The organism is Hymenobacter sp. J193, assembly GCF_024700075.1.
GTDB lineage: Bacteria > Bacteroidota > Bacteroidia > Cytophagales > Hymenobacteraceae > Hymenobacter.
Genome location: NZ_JAJONE010000001.1, coordinates 3,965,131 through 3,988,711, shown reverse-complemented (window position 1 = coordinate 3,988,711; position 23,581 = coordinate 3,965,131). Strand labels below are relative to the sequence as shown.

The following is a 23,581-nucleotide window of genomic DNA, read 5'->3' as shown; positions in this document are numbered from 1 at the left end:
GCGGCCGGATACCGTTTTGCAGACCAGATATATTCAACGTCAGCACGCAAGATTCCTCGGCAAGCTCGGAAAGACGTCCTTTTTCTGGTTTGACATCCAGAAGGAAAATGCTTCAGTCCTCCGTTTTCATCACCTCTTCTACGTTTTGCCAGAGCAGGTGGGCGCTATGGTCCCAGGAGTAGCGGCGGGCGTTCTGGTAGCCCAGGTCAGTTAGCTCAATGCGGCGGGCTTCATCGTGGTGCAATTCGCTGAGGGCTTCGGCAATGGACCCTACCGAAAACGGGTCTACCAGCCGGGCCGCGCCGCCGGCTACTTCGGGCAGGGAGCTGCAGTTGGAGGTAATGACGGGGCAACCGCAGGCCTGGGCCTCAATTACGGGAATACCAAAACCCTCGAAGTACGGTACATACACGGTAGCCTGCGCCGCCGCGTACAGCTGGGTGAGTTCTTCGTCGGTTACGCGCCCGGTCAGGTGCACGTCGTGGCGGTGCTGCAGCTGGCGGTATACCTCGAAGATGGGACCGGCCTGCCAGGCCGTACGGCCCACCACCAGCAGCTTACTGTTAGCGCCGGTTTGCTGCTTAAAGGCGTCGAAGGCATGCAGCAGATTGAGCAGGTTTTTGCGCGGCTGCAGCGCCCCCACAAACAGAAAGTACGGCTTGCCTGCGCTGTACCGCTCCCGGGTAGCCAGCTGCACCTCCGCCGACTGGGGCCGAAAATGCGCATCGGCGGCGTTGGGCACCACCCGAATCTGCTCCCCGCTGAGGCCGTAGGTAGCCATAATATCCTGGCGCGTGGCTTCCGATACGGCCACTACCCGCGCCGAGGCCCGGGCAAAGCGCGGGGTGAAATACTGGTAATAGCGGCGCGTAAGGCCATCTACATCCTGCGGAAAATGCTCGAAGGCCAGGTCGTGAATGACGGTGACGCGGGGCACCCGGGTAGCCAGCGTGGTGTAGCCGTCGGGGCTGAGCAGCACGGCCGGGCGGTAGCGCAGCAGCCAGGAAGCCACCGCGCCCTCAAACCAGGCCAGCCAGAGCAGCGGATGGCGGGCCGGGGGGTACAGCACGTGCGGCACCACGTTGGGCCCAAACACGTACCGCTCATCGAACGGCCGGTCGAAGAGGAAGTGAAACGTGTGCTCGGGCTGCTGCTTCACTAGCCGCCGGAGCGTTTCGTAAGTGAAACGCCCGATGCCTTCCAGCTTGTCGCCGGGCAGCAGAAAACGGGTGTTGACGGCAATGTGCAAAATCGGTGACAGGTGACAGGTGACAGGTGACAGGTGACAAAGGTAGCGGCCTGTTGCGCTTACGCGGGACCATATCGACGTAAACGAAAATGGTACAGGAAACTGACGTAAAAAATCCTCCATCGAATCACCTCCTCACCTGTTACCTGTTACCTGTTACCAACTTCCTCACCTCGGCCACCTGCACCACCCCCGTGAGCGGCAGCAGCACTACGAAGATGCCGCCCGCCAGCACCGACTCCAGGAGCCAGTGCAGTTGCAGGCCGCTTTGCAGGCCGTACCAGGCCGCACACAGCAGTCCGAACGCCAGAGTCAGCCGCCCCAGCCACGCCCAGGGCAAAGCTACGCCCGCCCGCCGCGCCACCAACCACACGTAGCCCCCGGACACAAACACGGCGCACACCAGCGTGTTGATGGCGCCGGCTACGGCGCCCAGACGGGGCAGCAGCAGCAGGTTCAGCGTCACGTTCAGGACGATGCTGCTGGCGACCAGCCAGCTGACCGGCCGCTCCTGGTTGGTGCTGGTGAGCAGGGTGCTATAGATGGCAAAAAACGCGTGCACCAGCACGTTCACGAACAGGATTTTCAAGCACAGCGTCATGCGGCTGACCTCGGCGGCGGTGCTGTGGGTGAACTGCCAGAACAGTACCTCACCCCGAAACAGCACGAACGCGCATACCAGCAGCAGGGGTACCGTAACGACCCGCTGCCCAAACCAGAGCAGCTCCCGCTGCTCTTCGCGCTGGCCGGTAGCCCGCGCAAACTTGGCAAAAAACAGCGGTAGCACCGTCCACAGAAACATCATCACGGTATCGACCCAGCGGTAGGCGGCGGCGTAGTAGCTGGCTTCCCGGGCTGAGTGCAAGCGCTCCAGCATCAGCATATCGATGCGCTCATTGAGGCCATACACCAGCGTGATGAAGGCCAGCGGCAGACTGGCCTGCAGCACCGTGCGGGCATGGTCCCAGCGCAGCCGCAGGCGTACCCGTCCGTAGAGCCGGGCAATAAGGGCAAACAGCACCACGAACGTGAAGCCCGCCGCCAAAGCCCGCACGCCCACGTAGCCGGAAAGGGTAATGCCGAAAGGCAGCAAGGCCAGCACCAGCCCCAGCAGCAGCACCTTCTCCACCACCGACAGCACGGCATCGGCCCCAAACCGCTGATGGGCCTGCAGCACACCCCGCAGAAACTGGGTGTACTGGGTGAGCAGCAGCCCTACGGCCGTGAGCGTGAGCAGAGTGAGCGTGGCACCCCGGTAGCCCAGCACCCAGCCCCAGGCCACGGTGCCGCCCAGAAACAGCACCTTCAGCCCGGCCTTCAACGGCAGCAGCGTGGGAAAGTACTCGCCCAGAAACTCCGGGTTGGCAGCTACGCGCTTGGTGGTCAGCTGGGTGGTGCCCAGGTCCGACACCGCCGCCACAATGGTAGCCAGCGTGAACAGGGCCGTGAAGGTGCCATAGGCCACGTGGCCCAGGCGGTCCTGCACCAGGTTCTCCACCACCACCCAGCCCGGTTTCACCAGCAGGTTGAGGAGCACCACGAGGCTGATATTTCCGAAAAAGCGTTTGATATGGCCCGGGGATGAAGTACAGGAAAGCCGCCAAAGCTACGAAAGTAGCCGCGCCCCGGCGCCCTGTGCCCCGTTTGTGCGGGGGATTTTCCCCTATATTTGTTCGGTTTTGGCTGAAGCGGGCGGGTTGTTTCCGTGCGTCACTGCTTTCGTGTTGTTATGCTGTCTCGGTATTCCCTGTTTGGCCTGTGGCCGCTGCTGTATCGTTGGAAATCCTGGCTGCTGGGTGCTGGTCTGCTGGCGTTGGTGGTAAGTGCCGTGGTATCGTTGCTGCTGCCCAACGAGTATGCCTCCACGGCTGTGTTTATTCCCAGCAACCCCGAAGCCATTGACCCCGACCGTACCCTGGCCGAAGGCGGCCGTCTCGACCCCGGAGCCCGCGCCGAAGACATTGACCGCGTCCTCACCATTGGCCAGTCGCAGCCGGTGGCGGAAGAGCTCATCCGGCGCTTCGACCTCTACAAGCACTACAAGGCCGGGAAGCCCGGCAACGACGAGGCCGACAACTATGTGCTCTACGAGTTCATGTCCAACCTCTCGCTGGTGCACAACGAGCGGGACGCCATTGAGCTGACTTTCCTGGACACCGACAAGCAGCTGGCGGCCCGGCTGGCCAACGCCATGGTCGGCCTTATCGACTCCATCAACCAGCAGCTCACGGTAGAAAACCGCCGCAAGGTGCTGGACTTGCAGCGCACCCGCTACACCTACCTGAACAAGTCGTTTCAGACCACCCAGCAGGAAATCCTGAAAGCCCGGCGCCACTACGGCATCTATGGGCTGGAGGAAGAGTCGCGCTACCTGGCCCGGGAGGTCATCCGGGTGGAAGCCGCCCTGCGCCAGGCCGAGGGCAGCGGCGCCACCGCTGCTACCGTAGCTGGCCTGCGCCGGGCGCTGCGCGGCCTTACCGAGGCCAAAACCGGCAACCGCTTCAACCTGGAAAGCTACGCCCAGGGCCTGGACTCGGTGCAGATGCTGGAAATTCGCATGAAGGATCTGGCCAACCGCATGGCTACGGCCCGCGGCGAATACGAATCGGCCGACATAGCCCTGAAAAGCCGGATTTCTTCCCTCTACATTGTGCAGCCCGCGCTGCCCGCCACCCGCAAAGCGCGGCCCATCCGCTGGCTGATTGTGTTGGGCAGCGTGGCCGTTACGCTGGGGCTGTCGGTGGTGCTGATTGGGGTGCTGGAATGGTACCGCGCCCCCCAGCCGCTGGCACAGGCTGCCTGATGCTGCCCCGGCTCCCGCTTTTGCGCCGGACGCCCCCACCGGAGTTTCTGATCTTCGGCACGTTTGTGCTGCTGCTGGTGGGCGGTGGCGCGTGGTGGCTGCTGCGCGGCGACGTGCGGGGCCTGCTGCCGGGCCTGGGGTTGCTGGCCGCGGCCATTGTGCTGCTCGACTGGCGGCTGGTGTTCTACCTGTTTCTGTTCACGCTGGGCTTTTCGCACGAGTTCCACCTGCCCGGCGGACTGGCCATGGATGTGCCCTCGGAGCCCTTGATGCTGGTGCTGCTGGCCTGCGTGCCGCTGGCTTTGCTGTTTCGGCAGCAGCACCTTTCGGCGCGGGAGTGGCAGCACCCGCTGCTGCTGCTGCTGCTGCTACAGCTTTTGTGGGCCGGCACCAGCGCCCTTACCTCAGTGGACGCGGTGAAGTCCGTCAAGTTTCTGCTGGCCAAGCTGTGGTACCTGGTGCCGTTTGTGCTGGGCACGCTGCTGCTTTTGCGCAACCCTGCCCACCTGTGGCGCCTGAGCGGCGTTTACGCCCTGAGTGTCTGCATCACCGTGGTATACACAGCCGTGCGGCACGCGGGCATGCGCTTCGGGTTCGATGCCATTCACCCGGCGCTCCAGCCCTTCTACCGCAACCACGTCATCTACGCCACGGTGCTGGCGCTGCTGCTGCCGTATGCGCTGTACGGGGCGCGGGCAGCTACGCACTGGCGCGTCCGCCGGGCCTGGCGGGTGGCCGTAGTCGTGCTGCTGTTCGGCTTGCTTACTTCCTACACCCGCGCCTCGTTTCTGTCGCTGCCGGCGGCGGCGGCGTTTTACCTGGTGCTGCGCTGGCGCCAGACGCGGCTAATGCTGGCAACCGTGGTTGTGGCGGCGGTAGCCGCGGCAAGCTACTTTGCCTACCAGAGCAACTTCATGCGCTACGCCCCGGATTTCGAGCAGACGGTCTTCAACGGCCATAACTTCGAAAAGCACCTGGAGGCCACGTATGAGCTCAAGGATGTATCAGGCATGGAGCGGCTGTACCGCTGGGTGGCGGCCGCGCGCATGGCGCACGAAAAGCCCTGGCTGGGCAGTGGCCCCAGCACCTTCTACCCCGAGTACAAGCGCTACACCGTCAAGGGGTTCCGCACCTACGTGAGCAACAACCCCGAGCACTCCACCACGCACAACTACTTCTTGCTGCTGCTGGCCGAGCAGGGGGTGCCGGGCTGCGGGCTGTTTCTGCTGGTGGTGGGCACGGCCCTGCTGCTGGTGGAGCGCCTCTACCACCGCAGCGCCCGGCCCGAGCACCGCCGGCTGGTGCTGGCTGCCGGACTATCGTTTTTCATTATCGTGTTTCACCTGCTGCTCAACGAGCTGGTTGAAGTCGATAAAATCGGCTCCTTTTTCTTCGTGGCCCTGGCCGCGCTGGTTCGGCTGGACGTGACCATTCCCGAGGAAGCTCCGCAGGAGGCCTAACTAACCTAAGCTGCTGGCAGTCTGCAGGGCCGGCATGCAGCCGGTCAGGTTGCACTATAGCCAGATAGCGCCTCTACCCTGCCTCCAGACTGCTTCCGGACTGCCTCTAGAGCGTGTTATGCACTTAAAGGAAAAATTGCGGCATCGGCCAAACGGCTAACGCCAAAGGAAACCCGCTGAGGCACTTTCGCCGACAGGTTGGCCTGTTGAATCATTCCATAGCTGCAAAAACAGGCGAAGAATGTGCCTTCATTGGCTGGAAAGTTCATAACACGCTCTAGACATTAAGGCAGGTAGCCCTACCAGAGCACCTGGCTGGGAATGGTATGAAACCAAGTTCCGGCTCTAGCCCTGAAGCTACAGTAAAAGCCCACCGGAAGCTTTCCTGGCACACGCCAACCAAGCTCCCAGCGGGCTTTTGCCAAGAATGAAAAGACGGCAAGCTGCTGCCGTTCGGGAATAAGAAGACCTGCTTTAGCAGCTTCCGTTATCAGCTGAGCACCTGCCAGCCGCCGCCTATCAATCCGCCATTACTTGAACCGGCAGCTCAGGATGGTAATGTCGTCGGAGAAGTGGCTGCCTTTGGCGTTGAAGGCCTTGATTTCGGCCAGCAGCTCGCTGTGCAGGCGCGTGAGCGGCAGGTAGCGGCCCCGGCGCAGGGCGGCCACTACGCCTTCTTCCCCAAACTCCTCCTGGGCTTCGTTGAAAACCTCGGTGAGGCCGTCGGTGTAGTTGAGCAGCAGGGTTTGCGGGGGCACGGTCACTTCGCCCACGCTCATCATGGGCAGGTCGTCCATCACGCCCAGCATAATAGTACCTTCCTTCAGCAGCTTAATGGGGCCGTAGTCAGGCACCAGAATGGGGTCGTTGTGGCCGGCATTTACGTACTGTAGGCGGCGCGTGGTCCGGTCGTACACTCCGAAGAACACGGTAATGAACTTGTCGCCGCCGGAGTTGCGGAAGATCAGGTGGTTGAGCTCGTGCACGATGGTCGCCAGGTCCACTTTCTGCCGCACCAGGGTGCGCAAGCCCGCCTGGAAGTTCGACATCAAGAGCGAAGCGGCCACACCCTTGCCCGATACGTCGGCCACGCAGAACAGGAACCGCTCGGCGTCAAGGCTCACCACGTCGTAGTAGTCGCCGCCCACGGCGGTATGGGGCACGTAGCTGGCATGCACGGCCACGTGTGCATCGTTGGGCAGCTTCTGCGGAAACAGCATGCTCTGCACTTCCTGGGCAATTTCTATTTCCTTGCGGATGGCGGCATCAGCCACGCGCTGGCGGGCCAGGCGCCGGTTCTGGATGGCGCCGAGCAGAATGTTGCTGAGCGTTTCCAGAAACTTGGTGGCCTCGCCCTGCCCGTAGTCTTCGTGTACACTCCCGATAAAGATGTAGGCCAGCACCTGCCCGTTCTGCACCACCGGGATAATGGTTTCCAGCAGTTCCCACTCCGGTCCCATTTCCAGGGTATGCACCGGGCAGGCTGCGTGCGTGCATTTCTGGCGGGCTACCTCGGGCAGGGGTACGCCCCGGAAATCGGGCTGCCCCGCGCCGAAGGAGAGCACGCACTGCCACTGCTCCTCTTCCCGCACGTAAAGAACCAGCCGGCGGATGTTGAGCTGGCCCAGCAGCGTGAACTGAAAAATCTTGTAGAGGGAGTTTTCCGGGGAGTCGAGGTTGATGGCCTGCGTGATTTCCAGCAGCGCATTCAGCTCCCGTTCCTTCAGAAAGAAGCGTTTCTCAAGCGAAATAAGGCGTTCGGTGGCGGGCATACGCAAAACAGACAGTGCGGCGGCAAGGTAGAAAGAAGTTGCCTGTTGTCAGTTGATAGTTGTCGGTTACCCCTCATGCTAAGCAAAGCTGAAGTGTATCGTGTGCCGACGTTGGAATGTTATTCAGACAGAGCGGTAGAGATGCTTCGACATGCTCAGCATGACGGGCAACGGACAGTTAACCACTATTAGCTTACGAGTTCAGCGGGGTTTTGGGGTCGTAGGCGTCGCGCAGGCCGTTGCCCAGCAGGTTGAAGCTCAGCACCAGCAGGCTGATGGCCAGGCCCGGTAGCAGGGTGAGCCACAGGCCCGCCGTAGTGCCCAGCAGCTGAAACCCTTCATTTACCATCAGCCCCCAGGAAGGCGCGGGCGGCTGCACGCCCAACCCCAGAAAGCTCAGGCCGGCTTCCAGCAGAATGGCCGCCGCGAAGTTGCTGGTGGCAATGACGATGAGCGGCCCCGTCATGTTGGGCAGCAGGTGGCGGGCAATCAGGCGGCTTTGCGGCAGCCCCAGCACGCGGCCGGCCTCCACAAAGGTTTTTTCGCGCAAGCTCAGCATCTGCCCGCGCACCACCCGGGCCACGTCCACCCACATGGTCAGGCCCACGGCCACAAACGAAGTCCAGACGCCCTTGCTGTCGAGGGCCAGGGAAATGGCAATAACGAGCATAATGCCCGGAATGCTCCACACCACCGTCATCAGCCCCAGCAGCAGCGAATCGACCCAACCGCCCACGTAGCCCGCCACGGCCCCGATGAGCATGCCCAGCGCCAAGGAGATGAGCACCGCCACCAGCCCGATGCCCAGGCTCACGCGCGTGCCCAACAGCAGGCGGCTTAGCTCGTCGCGGCCGGCTTTGTCGGTGCCCAGCCAGTAGGTACGCCCGCTGATGCGCTCCTGCTCCACGATGCGGCGCAACTCGGCGGCGGAGCCGGAGCGCCCCGCCACCTCGACCAGGGAGTAGCCCTGGGCTTTATCGGCGAGGGCAGAGTGATTCTGGTAGGGCGTGGTTTGCAGGGAGTCGCCGCGGAACTCGTAGCCGCCGATGGGTACTTCCCGGAAGCGCGGAGCGCGCCCCTGCCACCACGTCAGCAGCGGGTTATCGGAGGCAGTGCGGGCCGAGTCGGCAGCCAGGGGCAGGCGCAGAATAGTAGCCCGGAAGCCCGGGGCCTCCTTTTGCAGCTGCACCAGGCTGTTGTTGGCCGAGGGCGAGTTGTCAGGCAGCACCCAGTAGCCCAGTACCGCCACCAGCGCGCATACTAGGATAAAGGCCAGCCCCGCCATAGCCGGACGGTTCTGGAGCAGGCGGCGGCGCACATAGTAGCCGGGCGAGCGTACCGGCGCGGCCGTTGGAGCCACCTGGGTAGCAGCTGAACTCACCGGGTGTTGTGCTGAAGCAAGCCTTCCTTCGAGGCCAGGTAAAACGCGTCGCGGCTGATGGCCCCGTACGAGGAGGGCTCGTAGGCCAGCTCCGTATCGGCATCGGGCCAGTAGAAGCGCACGAGCCCCTGCTCCAGGAGGCTACGCAGGCCTTGGTCCAGATCGGCGGCGGGCAGGCCGGTTTTCTGGGTAAGGTCCTGAAAGGAAGTCACGAAGTACAACTCGTCGAGAATATCGAATTCAGCGTCGGTCACGGCGGTCAGAAATGGGCGAAAACAAAGATAGGGTGCCGGGCGCAAGTAAGACGGGTAACGATATTCCAAACTATGGCTTTCTCCATCCACTTGCCATTGTTGGCTAGAGCAGGTAGCAGGTGGGCGCTGTTGACGGTGGCGGAAGTTTCACTGCGGTGCGGTTCAGATACAGGCACCGCTTGCCGACAGTCAGCAGCAGGCACAGCCGCCAGTGCGCCAGCAAACGGTAATAGAGTTCTGCTTCGGGGAAGAAGCTATGAATACTAGCTTCTTTCGAGGCAACCCTGCCTGCCTTGTTCAGGTGCAGGGCCACTACCGCAAACTGCGTGCTCGGACTCTGAAATAAAAACCATAATAAACTATCTGTTAATTTTTTAGCGCAAGATGTGACGACCCACGGGCACCTCTCGTAAAAGTGCCGTAAGTTTGGCGCCGTGGTCTTGGTTCGTGGGTCAGAATGCGTCTGAGCGTATTGTACTCAAAGGTCGAAATGCCTCTTTCTATGCCTCAAACTTCAGTGGAGTGGAGGACACAGAGCCAAGCCCTAGTGAGCAGTTGACGTTGAAACTGTATATGTTGCATACGCTTGATTTGACAGCACCTCAAGGAACCAGCCGGCCAGGAGCTTATTATAATTAGATAGTCAAATGCTCATGATGATTATTCAGCTTTTACTTTCCATTCACAGTAGACGTTTGGAGGATTGGATATTGATATTCATACTACTATGGGTTCCGCAACTGTTTTACATAGGCCTCGCCGTGTTGCTTCTCATTGGAGTAATGCGAATGTTGCGCCGCTATTGGATACGCTGGATACTCATGTGGATACCCTACTTGATCATTGGGTGGGTAATTGTTGATGCTCTACGGGTAATTCATTGGGATCATACACTCCATGATGCTTTATCAAAAATTGTCTTGAGCTCAGATCTTCACGAGAACTGGGCTCCTACTCTCTTGGCGGTACCTCTTCTAATTGTGTTGCATGTCAAGCTATTTAAAAAGCAGGCGCAGCGTAATGCGCGTGCTGCTTAACTAAAGGCTGAATCCTGCTTTATTAAAGGATTTCATGTCGTACCCTCTATGCCTCAGTGGTTCTTTCAACGTCTCTTACCGAAGTACCGCGTCTGTTCGCACCGCTGACACTGGCTTCTGACCAACTCCGTTTCTTCCAAGCGCTGGGCTGGGATATTCTTACCTTGATTGGCGGGAGTACCGATAGTTTTACTACGCTGCTTTCCACCGTAACGCAAAGTGTAGGCACGGCAGAAGATGTGGTTGCTAGCCCGCCGCAAACATTTGCTGAGTTTAAAGCCGCCCTCGATCAACTGACTACACTCAAGCAGGCCGTGCAAGTATTGCGTGCAACACCGGGCTGCCTTCCCCTGCTCGCGGGTTACTTGTTCTTTAGTGCCCGCACCTGGCGGCCTTTCCACTCGTAGCCCCCGCGCAGCCCCAGCAAACCCACCAGCAAGGCATACGGCCCGTAAGCCAGCTGCAAAATGGGCACCCACGTCAGCCAGCCCGGCCGCCCCAGAAACCGCAGCACCGGCCCCAGCAGCAGCCCGTCGCCAAGCAGTTTCAGCAGCCAGGCGCCCAGAATCCAGAGGCCATCCTGGGGGCGAAACCACCACAGCAGCGCCCCCAATGGAAACAGCAGGTTGGCCAGGAGCACCATGACGGCCAGTTGCCGGGGCGCGGCCGTCTGGTAATGCTGCCATTTGCTGGCCCAGCGCACCCGTTGGGCCAGCAACCGCCGCAGCGTAGGCTGGGCGGCCGTCCGGACGACAGCCTCGGGCGTTTTCAGAAAGCGGATACCTTCGGAAAACTGCTGGTGGAGCTTATGAAGCAGAAATTCGTCGTCGCCGCTGGCAATGGCTTCGTTGCCGGCAAAGCCCCGCACGGCCTCGAAGGCAGCGCGGCGGTAGGCCAGGTTGGCACCGTTGCACATGGTAGGCGCATTCAACCCAATGGAAGCAGCCCCCACTCCTACCAATCCGGCCAGCTCTAAGCCTTGCAGCGTGGCCAGCCAGCCCTGGCCCGTAAGCAGCACCGGCCCGCTGATAAACTGCACGGCGGGCTCGGCCTGCGCCACGGCGGCGTAGGCACGCACCCAGCCGGCGGGCACGCGGCAGTCGGCGTCGGTGAGCAGCAGCCAGGGGGCACGGGCAGCGGCAATGGCGGCGGCAATGGCGGCTTTTTTGCCAGTAGGCTGCGTGGGGTTGTCGGCCAGGCGCAGCAGGCGGAGCGGGAACGGCACGGCCGCGGCGGTCTGAGCTACCAGCGCCGCCGTGGTATCGGTGGAGTGGTCGTCCACAATCAGCACCTCAAATCCGCCGCGCACCGGCAGCTGCCGGGCCAGGTCGGCCAGCAGGCCAGGTAGTGTGGCCGCTTCGTTACGGGCCGCTACCAGGATAGAAAAGGCTGGGCCGGCTTCAGGAATCGAGTCAGAGGGAGTAGCTGCCGAGTGCACCGGCAGGCGCTGCCAGGCACGCCGGAAGCGGACCATCTGCTCCAGGTAAGCAGTGGCCAGGCCTGCGCCCAGCAGCGTGAACAGGCTCATCATGGGGCAGTGGGTTGACGCTTCCGAAACACCCGCAGCCGCAGCACGAACAGCAGTCCGGCCGCGCTGGGCAGGGCAATGTTGATGACCCACAAGCTTAGGCTGGCGCTGAGTACGGGCAGCACCGGCTCGCCCAGCAGCCCAAACAGGTGCGTGGCCGACAGCTCCCGCACGCCCACGTCGGCCAGGGCATTAAGCGAGGGCACCAACGACTTGAGCAGCAACGTACCCGCAATGGCGGCCAGGGCAGGTCCTACGGCGGGCCGGGCCCCGTAAGCATAGAGCAGCAACCCGAATTGCAGACAGAACACGGCGTAGCGCAGGCCCGCCCCGGCCAGCACCGCCGAAAGCAGCCGCGCCGGATACGTGGGCATCACGGCCAGATAGCGCCGGAAGCGCCGCAGCGGCCGCACTGCCGTGAACAGGCTCAGCAGCAGCCGGCTGCGGTAAAGCGGCACCAGCACGGCGACGTTCAGCAGCAGTACGGCCACCAGCACGCCCAGCTTGGTGGCAGCGTACCCGGGCAGGTAAAACCGAAACAAGAAGTACATCAGCCCCAGGGAGCCGGCTACCACCGTGGCCACCAGCTGGCAGTAGCGCCCCAGAAACACCGCCCCCAGGGCGTCGAGGCGGCGGCTTTTGAGCTCGATGATGCGGCCGGCATAGTCGCCCACGCGGTTGGGGGTTACAAAACCCAGGGTGAGGCCCACCAGCACCGCCCGGAAGGCCCGCCGGAACGATACCGGCTCCAGGTGCCGGGCCAGCCGCCACCACTTCCAGGCTTCCAGGCCCCAGTTGACGGGCACCAGCGCCAAAGCCAGCAGCACGGGGCCGCGCCCGGCGCCGGCCAGGGCCGTGTGCAGCAGCTGGCGCCAGGCAGCGGCCGTGGCAGCATCGGCCACTACCGAGTGATACAGCAACGCCAGCGTGAGTCCGGTGATGAGCAGCTTGCCCAGAATCACCCAGACGCGCCGGCGGCTTGCAGGTTCTTCGGGCTTTCGTGCGTAGTTTTGGGGCTTGGGCTGGGGCAAAACGGCGGGTTGTTGCGTAACTTCGGCAAGTTAGCCGTTAGCTTCTGGCTGTTGGCTACCAGACCCTCCGCCGGCCGGTTTTCTTGTTTGATCCAGCCAACCGCCGGTAGCCCGCCGCTAACAGCTTTCTTCTATGATTCTGCCCCTTGCCTCTTCCTCTGAGCTACTGCCCAAAGTCATCATGGGCGTAGACCCCGGCACCCAGATTATGGGCTACGCCGTGATTGAGGTGCGGGGCCAGCAGGTGACCGTGCTGTGCTACGACGTCATTGATATGAAGAAAATCGGCAGCAACCACGCCCTCAAGCTCAAGCGGATTTTTGAGCGGATGCTGGAGCTGATCGACGAGTTTCTGCCCGATGAGCTAGCCATTGAAGCGCCATTTTTTGGGGTGAACGTGCAGAGTATGCTCAAGCTGGGGCGGGCCCAGGGCGTGGCTATTGCCGCCTGTTTGTCGCGCCAGATTCCGTACGTGGAGTACGCGCCCACCAAAGTAAAGCAGGCCGTAACGGGCTCGGGCAACGCCACCAAGGAGCAGGTGGCCCACATGCTCCGCCAGACGCTGCGGCTGCCCCCCATTGAGGAAGCGTCCAAGTTTCTGGATGCCACCGATGCCCTGGGCGTGGCCCTCTGCCACCACTACCAGAAAGGCAACAACGTGAAGGCCGGCGGCAAAAGCTGGGGCAAGTTCCTGGCCGACAACCCCGACAAGCTGGCCGCCCCGGTAGCCGGCAAGAAGCTGGCCGCCACCCGCAAAAAGCCGGCGGCGTAGAGGAGGCTTAGGCTACTTAGCCCGCGTACACATAGTTTGATTACTTAGCCCAATTGTATTCGCTAACGAAGCTTATTAAGTCTTTTAGTTCGTCGGGATGCTGCTCGAGCCACTGCCGCGCGTAGGGCTTCTCGTCGTCGGAGAAGTGAATAAGGTAGGCGAAAGTGGTCATGTGGCCTTTGCTACCCATTTCATTGAAAAAGGGTACATAGTGTGTAGCCGCAAAACCGGTCGGCGCAGCCTCTTTTTTCACTAATCCCTGACATAACATATTAAACTGGAAGCCAAAGGTTTCTACAGGGTTTTTTGCCAGTTCTGGGGGCAAGTTATCCATGGTACTCAATAAGGACAACATTAACTCACTACTGCCAAAATCATCAGCTTTGGCCTTTTGCTTGCCTTTCTTGCTGGCCTTAAGCTTACTTGAATCCACTCGGATTACAGTCCCACCTCCAGCCGTCTTCTCCACTCCTTCGCTCATGAGCTGGTGCAGTTGGTGCAGGTTTTCGTAGGAGCGCTTAGTGTTGGGCTCCAATAGCAGAAAATTGGCCAGCGCTAGAATAGCCGGAATTCGCTTGCCCCGATCTACCAAGCCCAAGCCCCAACTCAGGTTAGAACCAGGATGGTTGGGGTTGGCCTGCACAGCCTGCTGAAAGCTTTGCTGGGCATCGTCATATTTCTTCATACCGTACTGAGTTACACCCAGGTTGTACAGTAGCAGGTAGTAGTTCGGAAACTCTTTTAGCCCGTCGCGGTAGGCTTGCTCGGCCTCGGCAGGGCGGTTCAGGGCATCGAGGGAGTTGGCATAGGTGGCGTATATATTAGGTCCTTTTTTACCTGGTGAGGCAATGGCCTGGCGAGACAGGGTCAAGGCTTCTTCGTATTTACCCAGCGCATAATAGGTAATGGCCATTTCTGCCTGGGTAATAACGTCTTGAGGCTGCAACTTTAGGGCCTCTTGGTACCGGGCAAGAGCAGCATCATACTTGCCTGCATCGTGTAGTGCTACGCCTTCTGAAATCAGCTTTTTTACCGGGTCATCATCGGAAGTTGCCTGCCCGAAGCTGGCGTAGGAAAGGGTATTCAGAGCTGCTACAAAAGCAAGCCGATAAAGTAGTGTCCGCATAAGCTGAGGTGAGCGGGCCAGCAAAAAAGGAGGTAGTTGGACCCGGATGACAAGATGATAAATGGATTAGGAGTGCAATAATGGAGAGATTCTACACCTCAATCTCCCCGCGCAGATACGTGACGGCGTGGCCGCTCATCAGCACCCGGTCGTCGCGCAGCTCGCACCACAGGTCGCCGCCCCGGGCCGAAACCTGGCGGGCGTGCAGATGAGTTTTGCCGAGGCGGGCCGCCCAGTACGGCACCAGCGTGGTGTGCGCCGAACCTGTCACCGGATCTTCCGGCACGCCCACCCTTGGCCCAAAGAAGCGCGACACAAAGTCAATACCCTCAGGCCCAGGCGCGGTGGCAATAACGGCGCGGTACTCTACCTTGATAAGGTGGGCCATATCGGGGCGCAGGGCCCGCACCTCATCCTCGCTACCAAACACGCAAACCAGATCGGGTCCGGCCAGCAGCTGCAGGGGTGTGGCCCGCAAGCCGTCGAGTAGCCCCTCGGGGTGCAGGCTGATGGGCTGCGGGGGCCGGGCCGGGAAGTCTAGGGTCAGACGGCCGGCTTCGGCTCGGCTAACCCGCAGCGGGCCGCTCTGGCTATGAAACACGATTTCCGGGCCCACAAAACCCCGGTGCTGGTAGAGCACGTGGGCCGAGGCCAGCGTAGCGTGGCCGCAGAGCTCTACCTCCACCGTGGGCGTAAACCAACGAATTTCAAACTCAGCCCCGCTGCGGGGCACGAAAAAGGCGGTTTCCGCCAGGTTGTTTTCGGCGGCAATGGCCTGCATGGTTTCGGCGGGCAGCCACTCCGAGAGCGGGCACACGGCGGCGGGGTTGCCGGCAAACAGGGTATCGGTGAAGGCGTCGACCTGGTAGAGCGGGAGTTGCATAGGCGCGTGGAAAGAGCTACAATGGGGCAGACTGGCTGCCGGCAGCCGAAGCTACGGCGCCCGCTATTTCTTTCCTAGCTGCACCGGCCTGGCGACCAGGTCTGAAATATATTTTTTCTTCACGCAACCGCCACCCGGCCACCCCGGTCATGGGGACAGAACGCTAGCGCAAATACTTTTACTACTTTTTTATTTATCCGCCAATGGCTGATACGATTGACGCTCTACTTGAAGGATGCCGCCGCAATCAGCCAGCAGCCCAAAGAGCCTTATACGAGCGGCTGGGCTACCAGCTGATGGGCGTGTGCCTGCGCTACTGCCCTTCCCGCGAAGAGGCGGAGGACGCGCTGCAGCTCACGTTCGTCAAACTATTTACCCGCCTGGAGCAATACCGCAGCCAGGGGCCCTTCGAGGCCTGGGCCCGGCGTATTGCCGTCACCACGGCCCTGAACGCCTACCACCAGCACCGGCAGCGGGGCCAGCAGGTGGAAGCCGAAGAAGCACTGGACCTGGCTCACCCCGATGGCACTCCCTTCGACCAGATGTCGGCTGAGGAACTCGTTCGGATGATCGGCCAGCTGCCCCTGGGCTACCGCACCGTTCTCAACCTGTACGCCATTGAGGGCTACAGCCACGCCGAGATTAGCACGCTGCTGGGCATCTCGGAAGGTACCAGCAAATCACAACTGTCGCGGGCACGTCGTCTTCTCGAAGAGCGGCTGTTCGTGTTAGCCTCTACAACTCACGGTAATGACTGAACAAGAATCGGAACAATTTTACAACGATCTGCGCCACAAGCTGCACGATTTCGGCAGCCCTGTGCCCGAGGCCGTCTGGTCCGGGATTCAGCAACAGCTACCCAAGCCCAAAAACCGGCGCCGCTGGCCGCTTCTGTTGCTTTTGCTGATCGGTAGCTTCGTTATCTACGAGGGAGTAGTACCTTCCTCTATGCTGCGCACGGGCCTGGCCGGGCCATCCGGGCCAGAAGCGGTGTCGGTAGCGAAAGTAGGACATGCCCGGCAGGCTGATGAAACGTCGGATCTGGCAGGTGCCCGGGCTGCCGGCGCGCCCGGAGTTGCTGCGGGTTCTGAGGCAGGCCGCACAGCCGGCAATCAGGCAGCCAGCCACGAGCTAGCCTCCGCTAACCTGAAAAACGCTGATGAATCTGGCGTGGCCGGCAATCTGGCTACGGCGCCCACCCGCAAGGTGCGGCCAACCCTGCTGCCCCTTGCTGGCCGCACGCGTAAACCGTTGCCCGGCAATGAGACGGACGAAGAATCCAATGCATCCCGGCGTAGCGTGGCATCTACCTCCACCCGCCGCAAAAAAGCGGTACCCATGGCTCTGGCAGCTACCGTGAATGGCCGCCGCAGCCGCACCGGGTCCCGGCATTCCAGGAAATCAAGTACTCTAGATGCTGCGGCGCGGGAAGCTTCGCTGGGGCACAGCCTTGCCGGTAGCTCCAACAAAGCCGTGCGTCGGCGCGCCGGACGTTCCGGGCAGCCCGATTGGGCGGCAGGCGCGGCTAACAGCGCAGCGGCCGGCAAGCGCCGGGAGGCTACCGGGAAAACCAAGCCCGTCAAAATCAGCTACGAGCCCATTGCGCTCCGCCACATGCAGGCCCCCGACCTGACACCGGAAGAGCCGGAAGTACACAAAAAGCGCCGCCCCCGGGTGAAACGCTCCCGCAAAGACATCATCCTGCGCGGCTTTGGCGTGGAGCTGCTGGGCGGTTCCGGTATTTCCTACCGCACGCTCGGCGGCTCGCCTACCCAGCTGGAAAAGCTGGAAAAGCCCGGCACCAGTTTCTCGGGTCGCGTAGGCGTCACGTATGCCCTCAACCGGCTGCTGACCGCGTCGGCGGGCGTGGGCTATTCGGAGTACGCTACTTCGCTTGACTACATGCTGCGCAAGACTTCCCAGGAAACGGGTACGCGGGTTTCCTTCCGCGACGTGCACCGCTATTTCATCATTCCGGTGCAGGCGCGCTACCGGCTGGCTGGCAACCACCGCTGGAGTGTGGGCTCGATGGGCGGGGCCACCTTGGCCTTGCGCACCGGCTCGCGCACCACGGAAGGCAGTGCCTGTGCCTGCACGCAGCAGGACTGGGCACCCGGCGTTTCCTCGCCCTATCGGTCCAGCAGCCTGCTGCTCACGGCCGGGGCCTTTGCCAACTACCAGACCGCGCTGGGCCAGTGGCTGAGCGTGCGGCCCCAGGCCCAGTACTTCCTCACCTCCATCACCAACCCCAGTCAATCGAAAGCGCCGCGCCGCCCCTGGAACCTGGGAGTGGAAGTAGGCATGAGCTGGGAGCTGAACCCGCGCAAAAAATAATTATTCCCTTGTCCAGGCTTCTCTCTTTGATATGAAACTGACCTACCAACAAGTTTTCGGAGCGGCGTTGCTGCTGGCCGCCCTGGCTGGGTGCGAGCTTACCCCCAGCGTGATAATCTGCGAGGACGGCCCTCCTCCACCACCAATACTGACAACACCGGCTAACATCCAGGACATACCCAGTAAGCTGGGCCCGCCGGTGCAGCAGTTCATCTACGATCCTACCCGGGAAAACGTCTTCACCGGCAGCCAGGGCACCGTTATTCTGGTTTCTCCCAATGCTTTCGTGACCGAGAGCGGGCAGCCATTTACCGGCCCGGTACACCTGGAAATGCGGGAGGTTTTCAGCAAGGCGGATATGGTTCTGTCGGCTATGCCCACCATCAGCAACGGGCAGCTGCTGGAGTCGGCCGGGGAGTTTTACCTGGCCCCGCAGGAAAAGGTGAAATGGGCCGATGGCGCTTCCGTCAAATTCAGCGCGGCCATTCCCGCCTCCGTTACGTCCATGAGCGGCATGCAGATGTTCGTGGGCGCCACACCCGGCGCCGGCACCTCCCGCTGCTTTCAATGGCAGCCCGTTGACAGCTCAGCACTTACCACGGATGGGCAAATTGCTACGGGACAGGTAAGCGGGGCCGTACTGAACGCGGGCTACGACTGGATCAACTTCGACCGTTTTCTGCCCGACGCGCCCAAAGACACCATCATTGCCAACATTGTGGGGGAAGAGGTTGATCTGGTCAAAAACACCGTGGCCTACGTCCTCTTTAACACCGACAATACGGCCATTAAGATCTGCGAATACGCCGGGCCCGGCAAAATCAAGAGTCCGGGCATTCCGCTGGGAAGCGCGGTTAGCATCGTCGTCATTCGTACGCTGAACGGGAAGCTGTACTACAACCGCCAGAAAACCGTGGTCAACGGCCGCGTCAACGTTGAGCCGGCGCTGCTGGAAATAACCCCGAACGCGCTGGTTGACTCCCTGAAAATTATAAAGTAACTACCTCTTATAGTTCAACCACCCACCACGATCCTATCAACGAAAAGCCCCTGACTATTTCCCTCCCACATGCTGGAAGGGAAATAGTCAGGGGCTTTTTTATGCAGCGTTAGCCAGCTCTTATTTCTCAGCTTTGGCCGTATGTTCGTCTATTTTGCAGCTGTTCCTATGTCATCAGGCAGCTGCATGTCCACTTGGTCTTCCAGCACCTTCTCGGCGTACTTTTCGTGCTCATCCTGGGCATGTTCCTCGGCAGACTTAGTGCCGTAAATGTGCTCCAGTTCGTGAATCAGGTCATCTTCCACCTTCAGATCCTTTAGCAAGCCTTCCTTGATGTCGTAGACGAGGCCGTGCAGGCGGGGTGGGTTGTCGCGCTTGCGGGCGTTCTGGATAATGCTGGTTTTAGCCAGGTTCCGTACCTGTTCTATCACGTTCAGCTCTACCAGGCGGCGCAGACGGGAATCTTCGTCAGTGATACTCTGCAACTCCTGATCATGCACCCGGATAACGTCGCGGATGTTGGTGAGCCAGTTGTCGATGAGGCCGTACTGCTTGTTGCTGGCTGCCGCCGCCACCCCGCCGCAGCCGTAGTGGCCTACTACCATAATGTCCTGCACCCCCAGCACTTCTACCGCGTACTGCAACACCGAAAGCAGGTTGAAATCGGTGTTCACTACCACGTTGGCTATGTTGCGGTGGGTGAACATTTCGCCCGGGCCGGTGCCGGTGATGGCGCTACCAGGCACGCGGGAATCGGAGCAGCCGATAAACAGGTAACGGGGTTTCTGGCCATCGGCCAGACGATTGAAAAAGTCCGGGTCGGAGGCGCGCATGGTTTTCACCCACTTGCGGTTGTTGTCCAGGATGGATTCGATGCCTTGCATACAGGGAAAAGGGAAACGGTACGAAGAAAAAGCGGGTGGGAGGACGCCGGCTGACTAGTGACCCAGTACGGCTACCTGAGGTACGTCTACGAGTTCCAAACGGATACCCCGGTCGGGGGCTGCGAGGCGGAAGTTTTCAATTACTTCCAGCACGTCGTAGTCAATAGAAGCGGAGTTGGAGCCGTCGATGACCACATGCGCGTTGTCGGGTAACTCAGTCAGGACCTTCACAATGCTGGCTTTATTGAGAAACGATACTTGCTCAGCCAGCTTCAGGTAGATGGTATCGGGCTGGTGCGGGGTGTTGGCGGCACTCAGGAAGAAGGCCTGCTCGTAGTTGGCCTTCAGCACAAAGAAGATACCTGCAACCAACCCTATCGTCACGCCTTTCAGCAGATCCGTGAACAGGATGGCCAGCACCGTGATGATAAAGGGCAGAAACTGCTGCCAGCCCAGCTGAAACTGATTGCGGTAGAGCATAGGGCGGGTCAGGCGGAAACCAACCACCAGCAGCACCGCGGCCAGCGCCGAGAGCGGGATATGGTTGAGCACCGGCCCCAGAAACAGCAGACTCACCAGCAGCAGCAGCCCGTGTACAAAAGCCGACATGCGCGTCTGGGCGCCGGCGTTGATGTTGGCCGAGCTGCGCACGATAACGGCCGTAAGCGGCAGGCCGCCGAGCACCCCGCTTACCATGTTGCCCAAACCCTGAGCCAGCAGTTCACGGTTGGGTGGCGTCACGCGGTTGTGCGGATCCAGCTTGTCCACAGCTTCTACACTCAGCAAGCTTTCCAGCGAGGCCACAATGGCAATGGTCAGACCCACGGTGTAAGTGGCTGGCCGCATGAAGGCCGACCAGTCGGGCATGGTGAACGTATTCAGGAAGTCATTCAGGGACGTAATCCGGGGCAACTGCACCAAGTGCTCGGGGCGGATGCGCAGCGTGGGCGCGGCCGTATCGAGCATCGTGTTAATCAGAATGGAGAGGATAACAACCACCAGTGCCGCCGGCACCAGGCGCAGCGCCTTCACCTTCTTTACCAGCACATTATCCCACAGCAGCAGCAGCCCCAGCGAGAAAAGGCCGATCAGAGCCGAGCCCGGGCTGATGGCGTTCAGGGCGCTTTGGATGGCCGAGAAGGTATTCTGCCCGTCGAACTGCAGAAAGGTCATGTCCTCAAAGTAGTCGGCATCGGCTCCCAAAAAGTGAGGTATCTGCTTGAGAATCAGAATAAGGCCAATAGCCGCCAGCATACCCCGGATAACCGAGGAAGGGAAATACAGCGCCACAAAGCCGGCCCGGAACACGCCCAGCAGCACCTGCACGGCTCCTGCTATAACCACGGCCGCCAGGAGCGCCTCAAATGAGCCGAGCGTTTGAATGGCCGTAACGATGATGGCCGTAAGCCCCGCGGCCGGACCGCTCACGCTCAGCTGCGAGCCGCTGAGCAAGGATACGATCAACCCGCCCACCATACCGGCAATGATGCCCGACAGCAGGGGTGCGTTGGAAGCCAGGGCTATGCCCAAGCACAGCGGCAAAGCAACCAGAAAAACAACCAGCCCGGCTGGCACATCACTGGCCAAGGAGCTGAAGGGGGAACGGGGCGCCGGCGCAACGGTGGGAGAGCCGGAAACAGGAGATTGAGAAACCATGTAGGACGAGTAGGATAAAGCGCTCCACCCGGAGCAGGCCAACTTCGGACTACAAGGATAGACCAAGGGCGTTAAGCCCCGGTTAAAAGAGAATTAAATTCGGATTAAACCCCTTTTCTACGCGGCGGGCATTTCCAGCCATACGCTGGTGCCCTGCCCCAACTGGCTTTGCACCCGGATTTCGCCCCCATGCAAAGCCATAATCTTGGCCGTGAGCGGCAGTCCGATGCCATGGCCGGGCACGGTGCGCACGGCTTCGGCCCGAAAGAATGGCACGAAAACCTGCTTGCGGTCGGCCTCACTCATGCCCACGCCCTGGTCGTGCACCAGCAAACTCACGCGGCCGGCTTGGGTGCTTAGGCTGGCTACTATGGGCTGCTCTGTCTGGGTGGAGAACTTGCAGGCGTTTTCGAGCACGTTCAGCATAGCCGAGAGCAGCAGAGCCTCATTGCCCCACACCAGATACGGCGTGGCCGATGCTGCCTCCTGAAACTCCAGGTCGATGCGGCTGGTGGGGTGGCGGCGCTGCATTTCCTCGTGGGCCTGCAGCAGCAATTCGTCGAGGCGGATGTTAGTGCGGGCAATCTGCGAAGGGTCGTCGGAAGCGCGGGCAATCTGCAGCAGGCCGTTGGTGAGGTCTTTAAGCAGGCGGGCCGCATCCAGGATACTTTGCAGCACGCGCCGATACTCGGCGGCCGGGCGTTCCTTCTGGAGCAGCGCTACTTCCAGCTCCCCGATGAGCGAGGTAAGCGGGGTGCGCAACTCGTGGGAGGCGTCGCGCACGAACGTGCGCTGGCCCACGAAAGCGGTTTCCAGCCGGTCGAGCAGGCGGTTGAAGCGCTGCGCCAGGTGCGACACCTCGTCCTGCCCATCCTGGGCCTGCGAAAGGCGGCGGTGCAGGTCGGAGCCCGTAATGCCATCCACTTCCTGCACCATGCGCTGCATGGGCCGCAAGGCCTGCCCGGCAAAAAACCAGCCCCCAATGCCTACCAGCACCAGCGCCACCAGCAGTCCGCCGCCCAGAATTACGCGCAGGCTGGTCAGCTGCTTGGCATGGTCCGTGTCCATCGACGAGGCCATGATAACGAAGGTGCGCTGCCGCTGCAGGTCGTGGTAGCGCAGGCCTACTGTTTGTCGGAAGTCGTGCTCCCGCCATACTTCCCGCCCACTCTGCCGCACGGCCTCCAGCCGGTTGGAGGGCACCTTGGCCTGCGGCGTGGCGCCTTCGCGGAAAACCAGCCGGGACCGTTCATCATACACCCGCACCTCCTCCTCGGGCAGGGTGCGGTAGAACTGGCGCAGATAGCGTCTATACGAGGCGCGGCTGGCCTCATCGGTGCGGTTGGCGCCATCGGCGTATACGTGACCTACCACCAGCGCCCGCGCAAACAAGCTGCTGGTGAAGACGTCGCGGCCGGTGCGGTAGCTGAAGTAGTACACCAGGCTCGAAAACAGGATCAGCGTCACGGCCAGGATGACTCCAAACTGCAAAGCCAGCCGCATCCGTATCGTCATGGTAGTTACTTGCTTGAATGGGTAGATGGTCGAATGGTCTTCTGGTTGAATGGCTGTCTGGCTGAACGTCCTGTCGGGCTGGTCGAGGCATTCCGGGTGCAAATATTGTCATTGCAATGACCACGCGGGCAAACGGCTCCGGTACATGGCCTGATGCGCCACTCGGAATGACATTCGACCAGCAACCCATTCAACCGTCTACCCACTTCAGTCCTCCTTCAGCACATAGCCCATGCCCACGAGCGTGTGGATAAGCTTAGGAGAAAAGTCCTTGTCAATTTTTTTGCGCAGGAAGTTGATGTACACGTCGATAACGTTGGAACCGGTATCGAAGGACGTTTCCCAGACCTGCTCCAGAATATCCACCCGCGACACTACCCTACCCTGGTTGCGCAGCAGAAAATGCAGCAAGGCAAACTCCCGGGCCGTGAGCTGAATGGGCTGCCCGGCCCGCATTACCTGCTTGCGCACGGGGTCCAGCGTGAGGTCGGCCAGGCGGAGCGGGGCCTCGCCGGCCGGGTTTTCCTGGCGCCGCCGCGTGAGGGCCCGGATACGCGCCAGCAGCTCCTGAAACGCGAAGGGCTTTACCAGGTAGTCGTCGGCCCCGGCATCGAGGCCCCGGATTTTGTCATCGGTTTCGCCCAGGGCCGTGAGCATCAGAATGGGTACGCTGGTGTTCTGCGCCCGGATGCGGCGGCACACATCCAGCCCATTGAGGCCCGGCAGCATCTGGTCCAGCACAATCAGGTCATAGCTGGAGGCCAAGGCCTGCTGCAAACCCTGCAGCCCGTCGTAGGCCACATCCACGGCGTGGGTTTGCTCGCTCAGGCCCTTTTCCAGGAAAGCCGCCACTTTGGGCTCATCTTCTACCAGCAGTATCTTCATCAGGGCAAAAA

General features: G+C 61.0%; 21 protein-coding genes. 6 read left to right on the top strand and 15 right to left on the bottom strand.

The features are described from left to right. Positions 1-112: 112 nt before the first annotated feature. Entirely contained in the window at positions 113-1,249 is a 1,137-nt protein-coding gene (locus LRS06_RS17430; RefSeq protein WP_257872661.1) for a glycosyltransferase family 1 protein, read from the bottom strand. 142 nt (positions 1,250-1,391) lie between these two features. Next, the gene (locus tag LRS06_RS17425; RefSeq protein ID WP_257872660.1) at positions 1,392-2,789 is read right to left on the bottom strand and encodes a polysaccharide biosynthesis C-terminal domain-containing protein; all 1,398 of its coding nucleotides are present in this window, start codon (positions 2,787-2,789) and stop codon (positions 1,392-1,394) included. A gap of 189 nt (positions 2,790-2,978) precedes the next feature. On the opposite strand from LRS06_RS17425, the gene LRS06_RS17420 reads away from it, so the two are divergent. Together LRS06_RS17420 and LRS06_RS17415 are read left to right on the top strand one after the other, a co-directional pair. Further along, positions 2,979-4,052: a hypothetical protein gene (locus tag LRS06_RS17420; RefSeq protein WP_257872659.1), complete on the top strand. Its 1,074-nt coding sequence runs from the start codon at positions 2,979-2,981 to the stop codon at positions 4,050-4,052. Beyond that, complete coding sequence (locus LRS06_RS17415; protein WP_257872658.1) at positions 4,052-5,512, top strand: O-antigen ligase; 1,461 nt, start codon at positions 4,052-4,054, stop codon at positions 5,510-5,512. The genes LRS06_RS17420 and LRS06_RS17415 overlap by 1 nt, the downstream gene beginning before the upstream one ends. A gap of 116 nt (positions 5,513-5,628) precedes the next feature. On the opposite strand, the gene LRS06_RS17410 is transcribed toward LRS06_RS17415, so the two are convergent. The 7 genes from LRS06_RS17410 to LRS06_RS17380 all read right to left on the bottom strand — a co-directional run bounded on the left by LRS06_RS17410 (position 5,629) and on the right by LRS06_RS17380 (position 12,515). Then, complete coding sequence (locus LRS06_RS17410) at positions 5,629-5,781, bottom strand: hypothetical protein (protein WP_196956047.1); 153 nt, start codon at positions 5,779-5,781, stop codon at positions 5,629-5,631. A gap of 261 nt (positions 5,782-6,042) precedes the next feature. After that, complete coding sequence (locus tag LRS06_RS17405; RefSeq protein ID WP_257872657.1) at positions 6,043-7,284, bottom strand: PP2C family protein-serine/threonine phosphatase; 1,242 nt, start codon at positions 7,282-7,284, stop codon at positions 6,043-6,045. A gap of 193 nt (positions 7,285-7,477) precedes the next feature. Then, a complete protein-coding gene (locus tag LRS06_RS17400; RefSeq protein ID WP_257872656.1) occupies positions 7,478-8,665 on the bottom strand; it encodes an ABC transporter permease in 1,188 nt (395 codons plus the stop codon). Beyond that, positions 8,662-8,919 carry a hypothetical protein gene (locus LRS06_RS17395; RefSeq protein WP_257872655.1) on the bottom strand — a complete coding sequence of 86 codons (258 nt, stop codon included), beginning with the start codon at positions 8,917-8,919 and terminating at the stop codon, positions 8,662-8,664. The genes LRS06_RS17400 and LRS06_RS17395 overlap by 4 nt, the downstream gene beginning before the upstream one ends. A 103-nt stretch (positions 8,920-9,022) precedes the next feature. Beyond that, complete coding sequence (locus tag LRS06_RS17390) at positions 9,023-9,232, bottom strand: hypothetical protein (RefSeq protein ID WP_257872654.1); 210 nt, start codon at positions 9,230-9,232, stop codon at positions 9,023-9,025. Positions 9,233-10,317: 1,085 nt separating this feature from the next. Next, positions 10,318-11,487, bottom strand: coding sequence for a glycosyltransferase (locus LRS06_RS17385; protein ID WP_257872653.1), 1,170 nt, complete (start codon positions 11,485-11,487; stop codon positions 10,318-10,320). Continuing rightward, positions 11,484-12,515 carry a flippase-like domain-containing protein gene (locus LRS06_RS17380; RefSeq protein WP_257872652.1) on the bottom strand — a complete coding sequence of 344 codons (1,032 nt, stop codon included), beginning with the start codon at positions 12,513-12,515 and terminating at the stop codon, positions 11,484-11,486. Before LRS06_RS17380 ends, LRS06_RS17385 begins: the two co-directional genes overlap by 4 nt. Positions 12,516-12,648: 133 nt before the next feature. Between LRS06_RS17380 and ruvC the strand changes: the two genes are divergently transcribed. Further along, the gene (gene ruvC / locus LRS06_RS17375; protein WP_257872651.1) at positions 12,649-13,287 is read left to right on the top strand and encodes a crossover junction endodeoxyribonuclease RuvC; all 639 of its coding nucleotides are present in this window, start codon (positions 12,649-12,651) and stop codon (positions 13,285-13,287) included. A gap of 40 nt (positions 13,288-13,327) precedes the next feature. Here ruvC and LRS06_RS17370 read toward each other — a convergent pair whose 3' ends face one another. After that, positions 13,328-14,413 carry a tetratricopeptide repeat protein gene (locus LRS06_RS17370; protein ID WP_257872650.1) on the bottom strand — a complete coding sequence of 362 codons (1,086 nt, stop codon included), beginning with the start codon at positions 14,411-14,413 and terminating at the stop codon, positions 13,328-13,330. Positions 14,414-14,504: 91 nt separating this feature from the next. Further along, positions 14,505-15,296 carry a PhzF family phenazine biosynthesis protein gene (locus LRS06_RS17365; protein WP_257872649.1) on the bottom strand — a complete coding sequence of 264 codons (792 nt, stop codon included), beginning with the start codon at positions 15,294-15,296 and terminating at the stop codon, positions 14,505-14,507. A 203-nt stretch (positions 15,297-15,499) separates the two neighbouring features. Here LRS06_RS17365 and LRS06_RS17360 point away from each other — a divergent pair, with 203 nt between their 5' ends. Genes LRS06_RS17360 through LRS06_RS17350 form a run of 3 tightly spaced genes read left to right on the top strand, consistent with a single transcriptional unit; the run spans position 15,500 to position 18,630 of the window. Further along, positions 15,500-16,054, top strand: a complete 555-nt coding sequence (locus tag LRS06_RS17360; protein ID WP_257872648.1) for an RNA polymerase sigma factor — start codon at positions 15,500-15,502, stop codon at positions 16,052-16,054. Beyond that, the gene (locus LRS06_RS17355; protein WP_257872647.1) at positions 16,047-17,630 is read left to right on the top strand and encodes a hypothetical protein; all 1,584 of its coding nucleotides are present in this window, start codon (positions 16,047-16,049) and stop codon (positions 17,628-17,630) included. The genes LRS06_RS17360 and LRS06_RS17355 overlap by 8 nt, the downstream gene beginning before the upstream one ends. Positions 17,631-17,661: 31 nt before the next feature. Next, the gene (locus LRS06_RS17350) at positions 17,662-18,630 is read left to right on the top strand and encodes a hypothetical protein (protein WP_257872646.1); all 969 of its coding nucleotides are present in this window, start codon (positions 17,662-17,664) and stop codon (positions 18,628-18,630) included. A 149-nt stretch (positions 18,631-18,779) separates the two neighbouring features. Here LRS06_RS17350 and LRS06_RS17345 read toward each other — a convergent pair whose 3' ends face one another. From LRS06_RS17345 to LRS06_RS17330, 4 genes are all read right to left on the bottom strand, one after another. Beyond that, entirely contained in the window at positions 18,780-19,514 is a 735-nt protein-coding gene (locus LRS06_RS17345; protein WP_257872645.1) for a carbonic anhydrase, read from the bottom strand. A 54-nt stretch (positions 19,515-19,568) separates the two neighbouring features. After that, positions 19,569-21,170: a SulP family inorganic anion transporter gene (locus LRS06_RS17340; protein ID WP_257872644.1), complete on the bottom strand. Its 1,602-nt coding sequence runs from the start codon at positions 21,168-21,170 to the stop codon at positions 19,569-19,571. A 117-nt stretch (positions 21,171-21,287) separates the two neighbouring features. After that, entirely contained in the window at positions 21,288-22,685 is a 1,398-nt protein-coding gene (locus LRS06_RS17335; RefSeq protein ID WP_257872643.1) for a HAMP domain-containing sensor histidine kinase, read from the bottom strand. Between the two features lie 207 nt (positions 22,686-22,892). Further along, a complete protein-coding gene (locus LRS06_RS17330) occupies positions 22,893-23,570 on the bottom strand; it encodes a response regulator transcription factor (protein ID WP_257872642.1) in 678 nt (225 codons plus the stop codon). Positions 23,571-23,581 lie beyond the last annotated feature (11 nt).

Excerpts from the sequence above, each read along its gene's own strand:
- LRS06_RS17420 (WP_257872659.1), top strand. The coding sequence starts at position 2,979 with ATGCTGTCTCGGTATTCCCTGTTTGGCCTGTGGCCGCTGCTGTATCGT.
- LRS06_RS17415 (WP_257872658.1), top strand. The coding sequence starts at position 4,052 with ATGCTGCCCCGGCTCCCGCTTTTGCGCCGGACGCCCCCACCGGAGTTT.
- LRS06_RS17410 (WP_196956047.1), bottom strand. The coding sequence starts at position 5,781 with ATGAACTTTCCAGCCAATGAAGGCACATTCTTCGCCTGTTTTTGCAGC.
- LRS06_RS17405 (WP_257872657.1), bottom strand. The coding sequence starts at position 7,284 with ATGCCCGCCACCGAACGCCTTATTTCGCTTGAGAAACGCTTCTTTCTG.
- LRS06_RS17385 (WP_257872653.1), bottom strand. The coding sequence starts at position 11,487 with ATGATGAGCCTGTTCACGCTGCTGGGCGCAGGCCTGGCCACTGCTTAC.
- ruvC (WP_257872651.1), top strand. The coding sequence starts at position 12,649 with ATGATTCTGCCCCTTGCCTCTTCCTCTGAGCTACTGCCCAAAGTCATC.
- LRS06_RS17370 (WP_257872650.1), bottom strand. The coding sequence starts at position 14,413 with ATGCGGACACTACTTTATCGGCTTGCTTTTGTAGCAGCTCTGAATACC.
- LRS06_RS17365 (WP_257872649.1), bottom strand. The coding sequence starts at position 15,296 with ATGCAACTCCCGCTCTACCAGGTCGACGCCTTCACCGATACCCTGTTT.
- LRS06_RS17360 (WP_257872648.1), top strand. The coding sequence starts at position 15,500 with ATGGCTGATACGATTGACGCTCTACTTGAAGGATGCCGCCGCAATCAG.
- LRS06_RS17355 (WP_257872647.1), top strand. The coding sequence starts at position 16,047 with ATGACTGAACAAGAATCGGAACAATTTTACAACGATCTGCGCCACAAG.
- LRS06_RS17350 (WP_257872646.1), top strand. The coding sequence starts at position 17,662 with ATGAAACTGACCTACCAACAAGTTTTCGGAGCGGCGTTGCTGCTGGCC.
- LRS06_RS17345 (WP_257872645.1), bottom strand. The coding sequence starts at position 19,514 with ATGCAAGGCATCGAATCCATCCTGGACAACAACCGCAAGTGGGTGAAA.
- LRS06_RS17340 (WP_257872644.1), bottom strand. The coding sequence starts at position 21,170 with ATGGTTTCTCAATCTCCTGTTTCCGGCTCTCCCACCGTTGCGCCGGCG.
- LRS06_RS17335 (WP_257872643.1), bottom strand. The coding sequence starts at position 22,685 with ATGACGATACGGATGCGGCTGGCTTTGCAGTTTGGAGTCATCCTGGCC.
- LRS06_RS17330 (WP_257872642.1), bottom strand. The coding sequence starts at position 23,570 with ATGAAGATACTGCTGGTAGAAGATGAGCCCAAAGTGGCGGCTTTCCTG.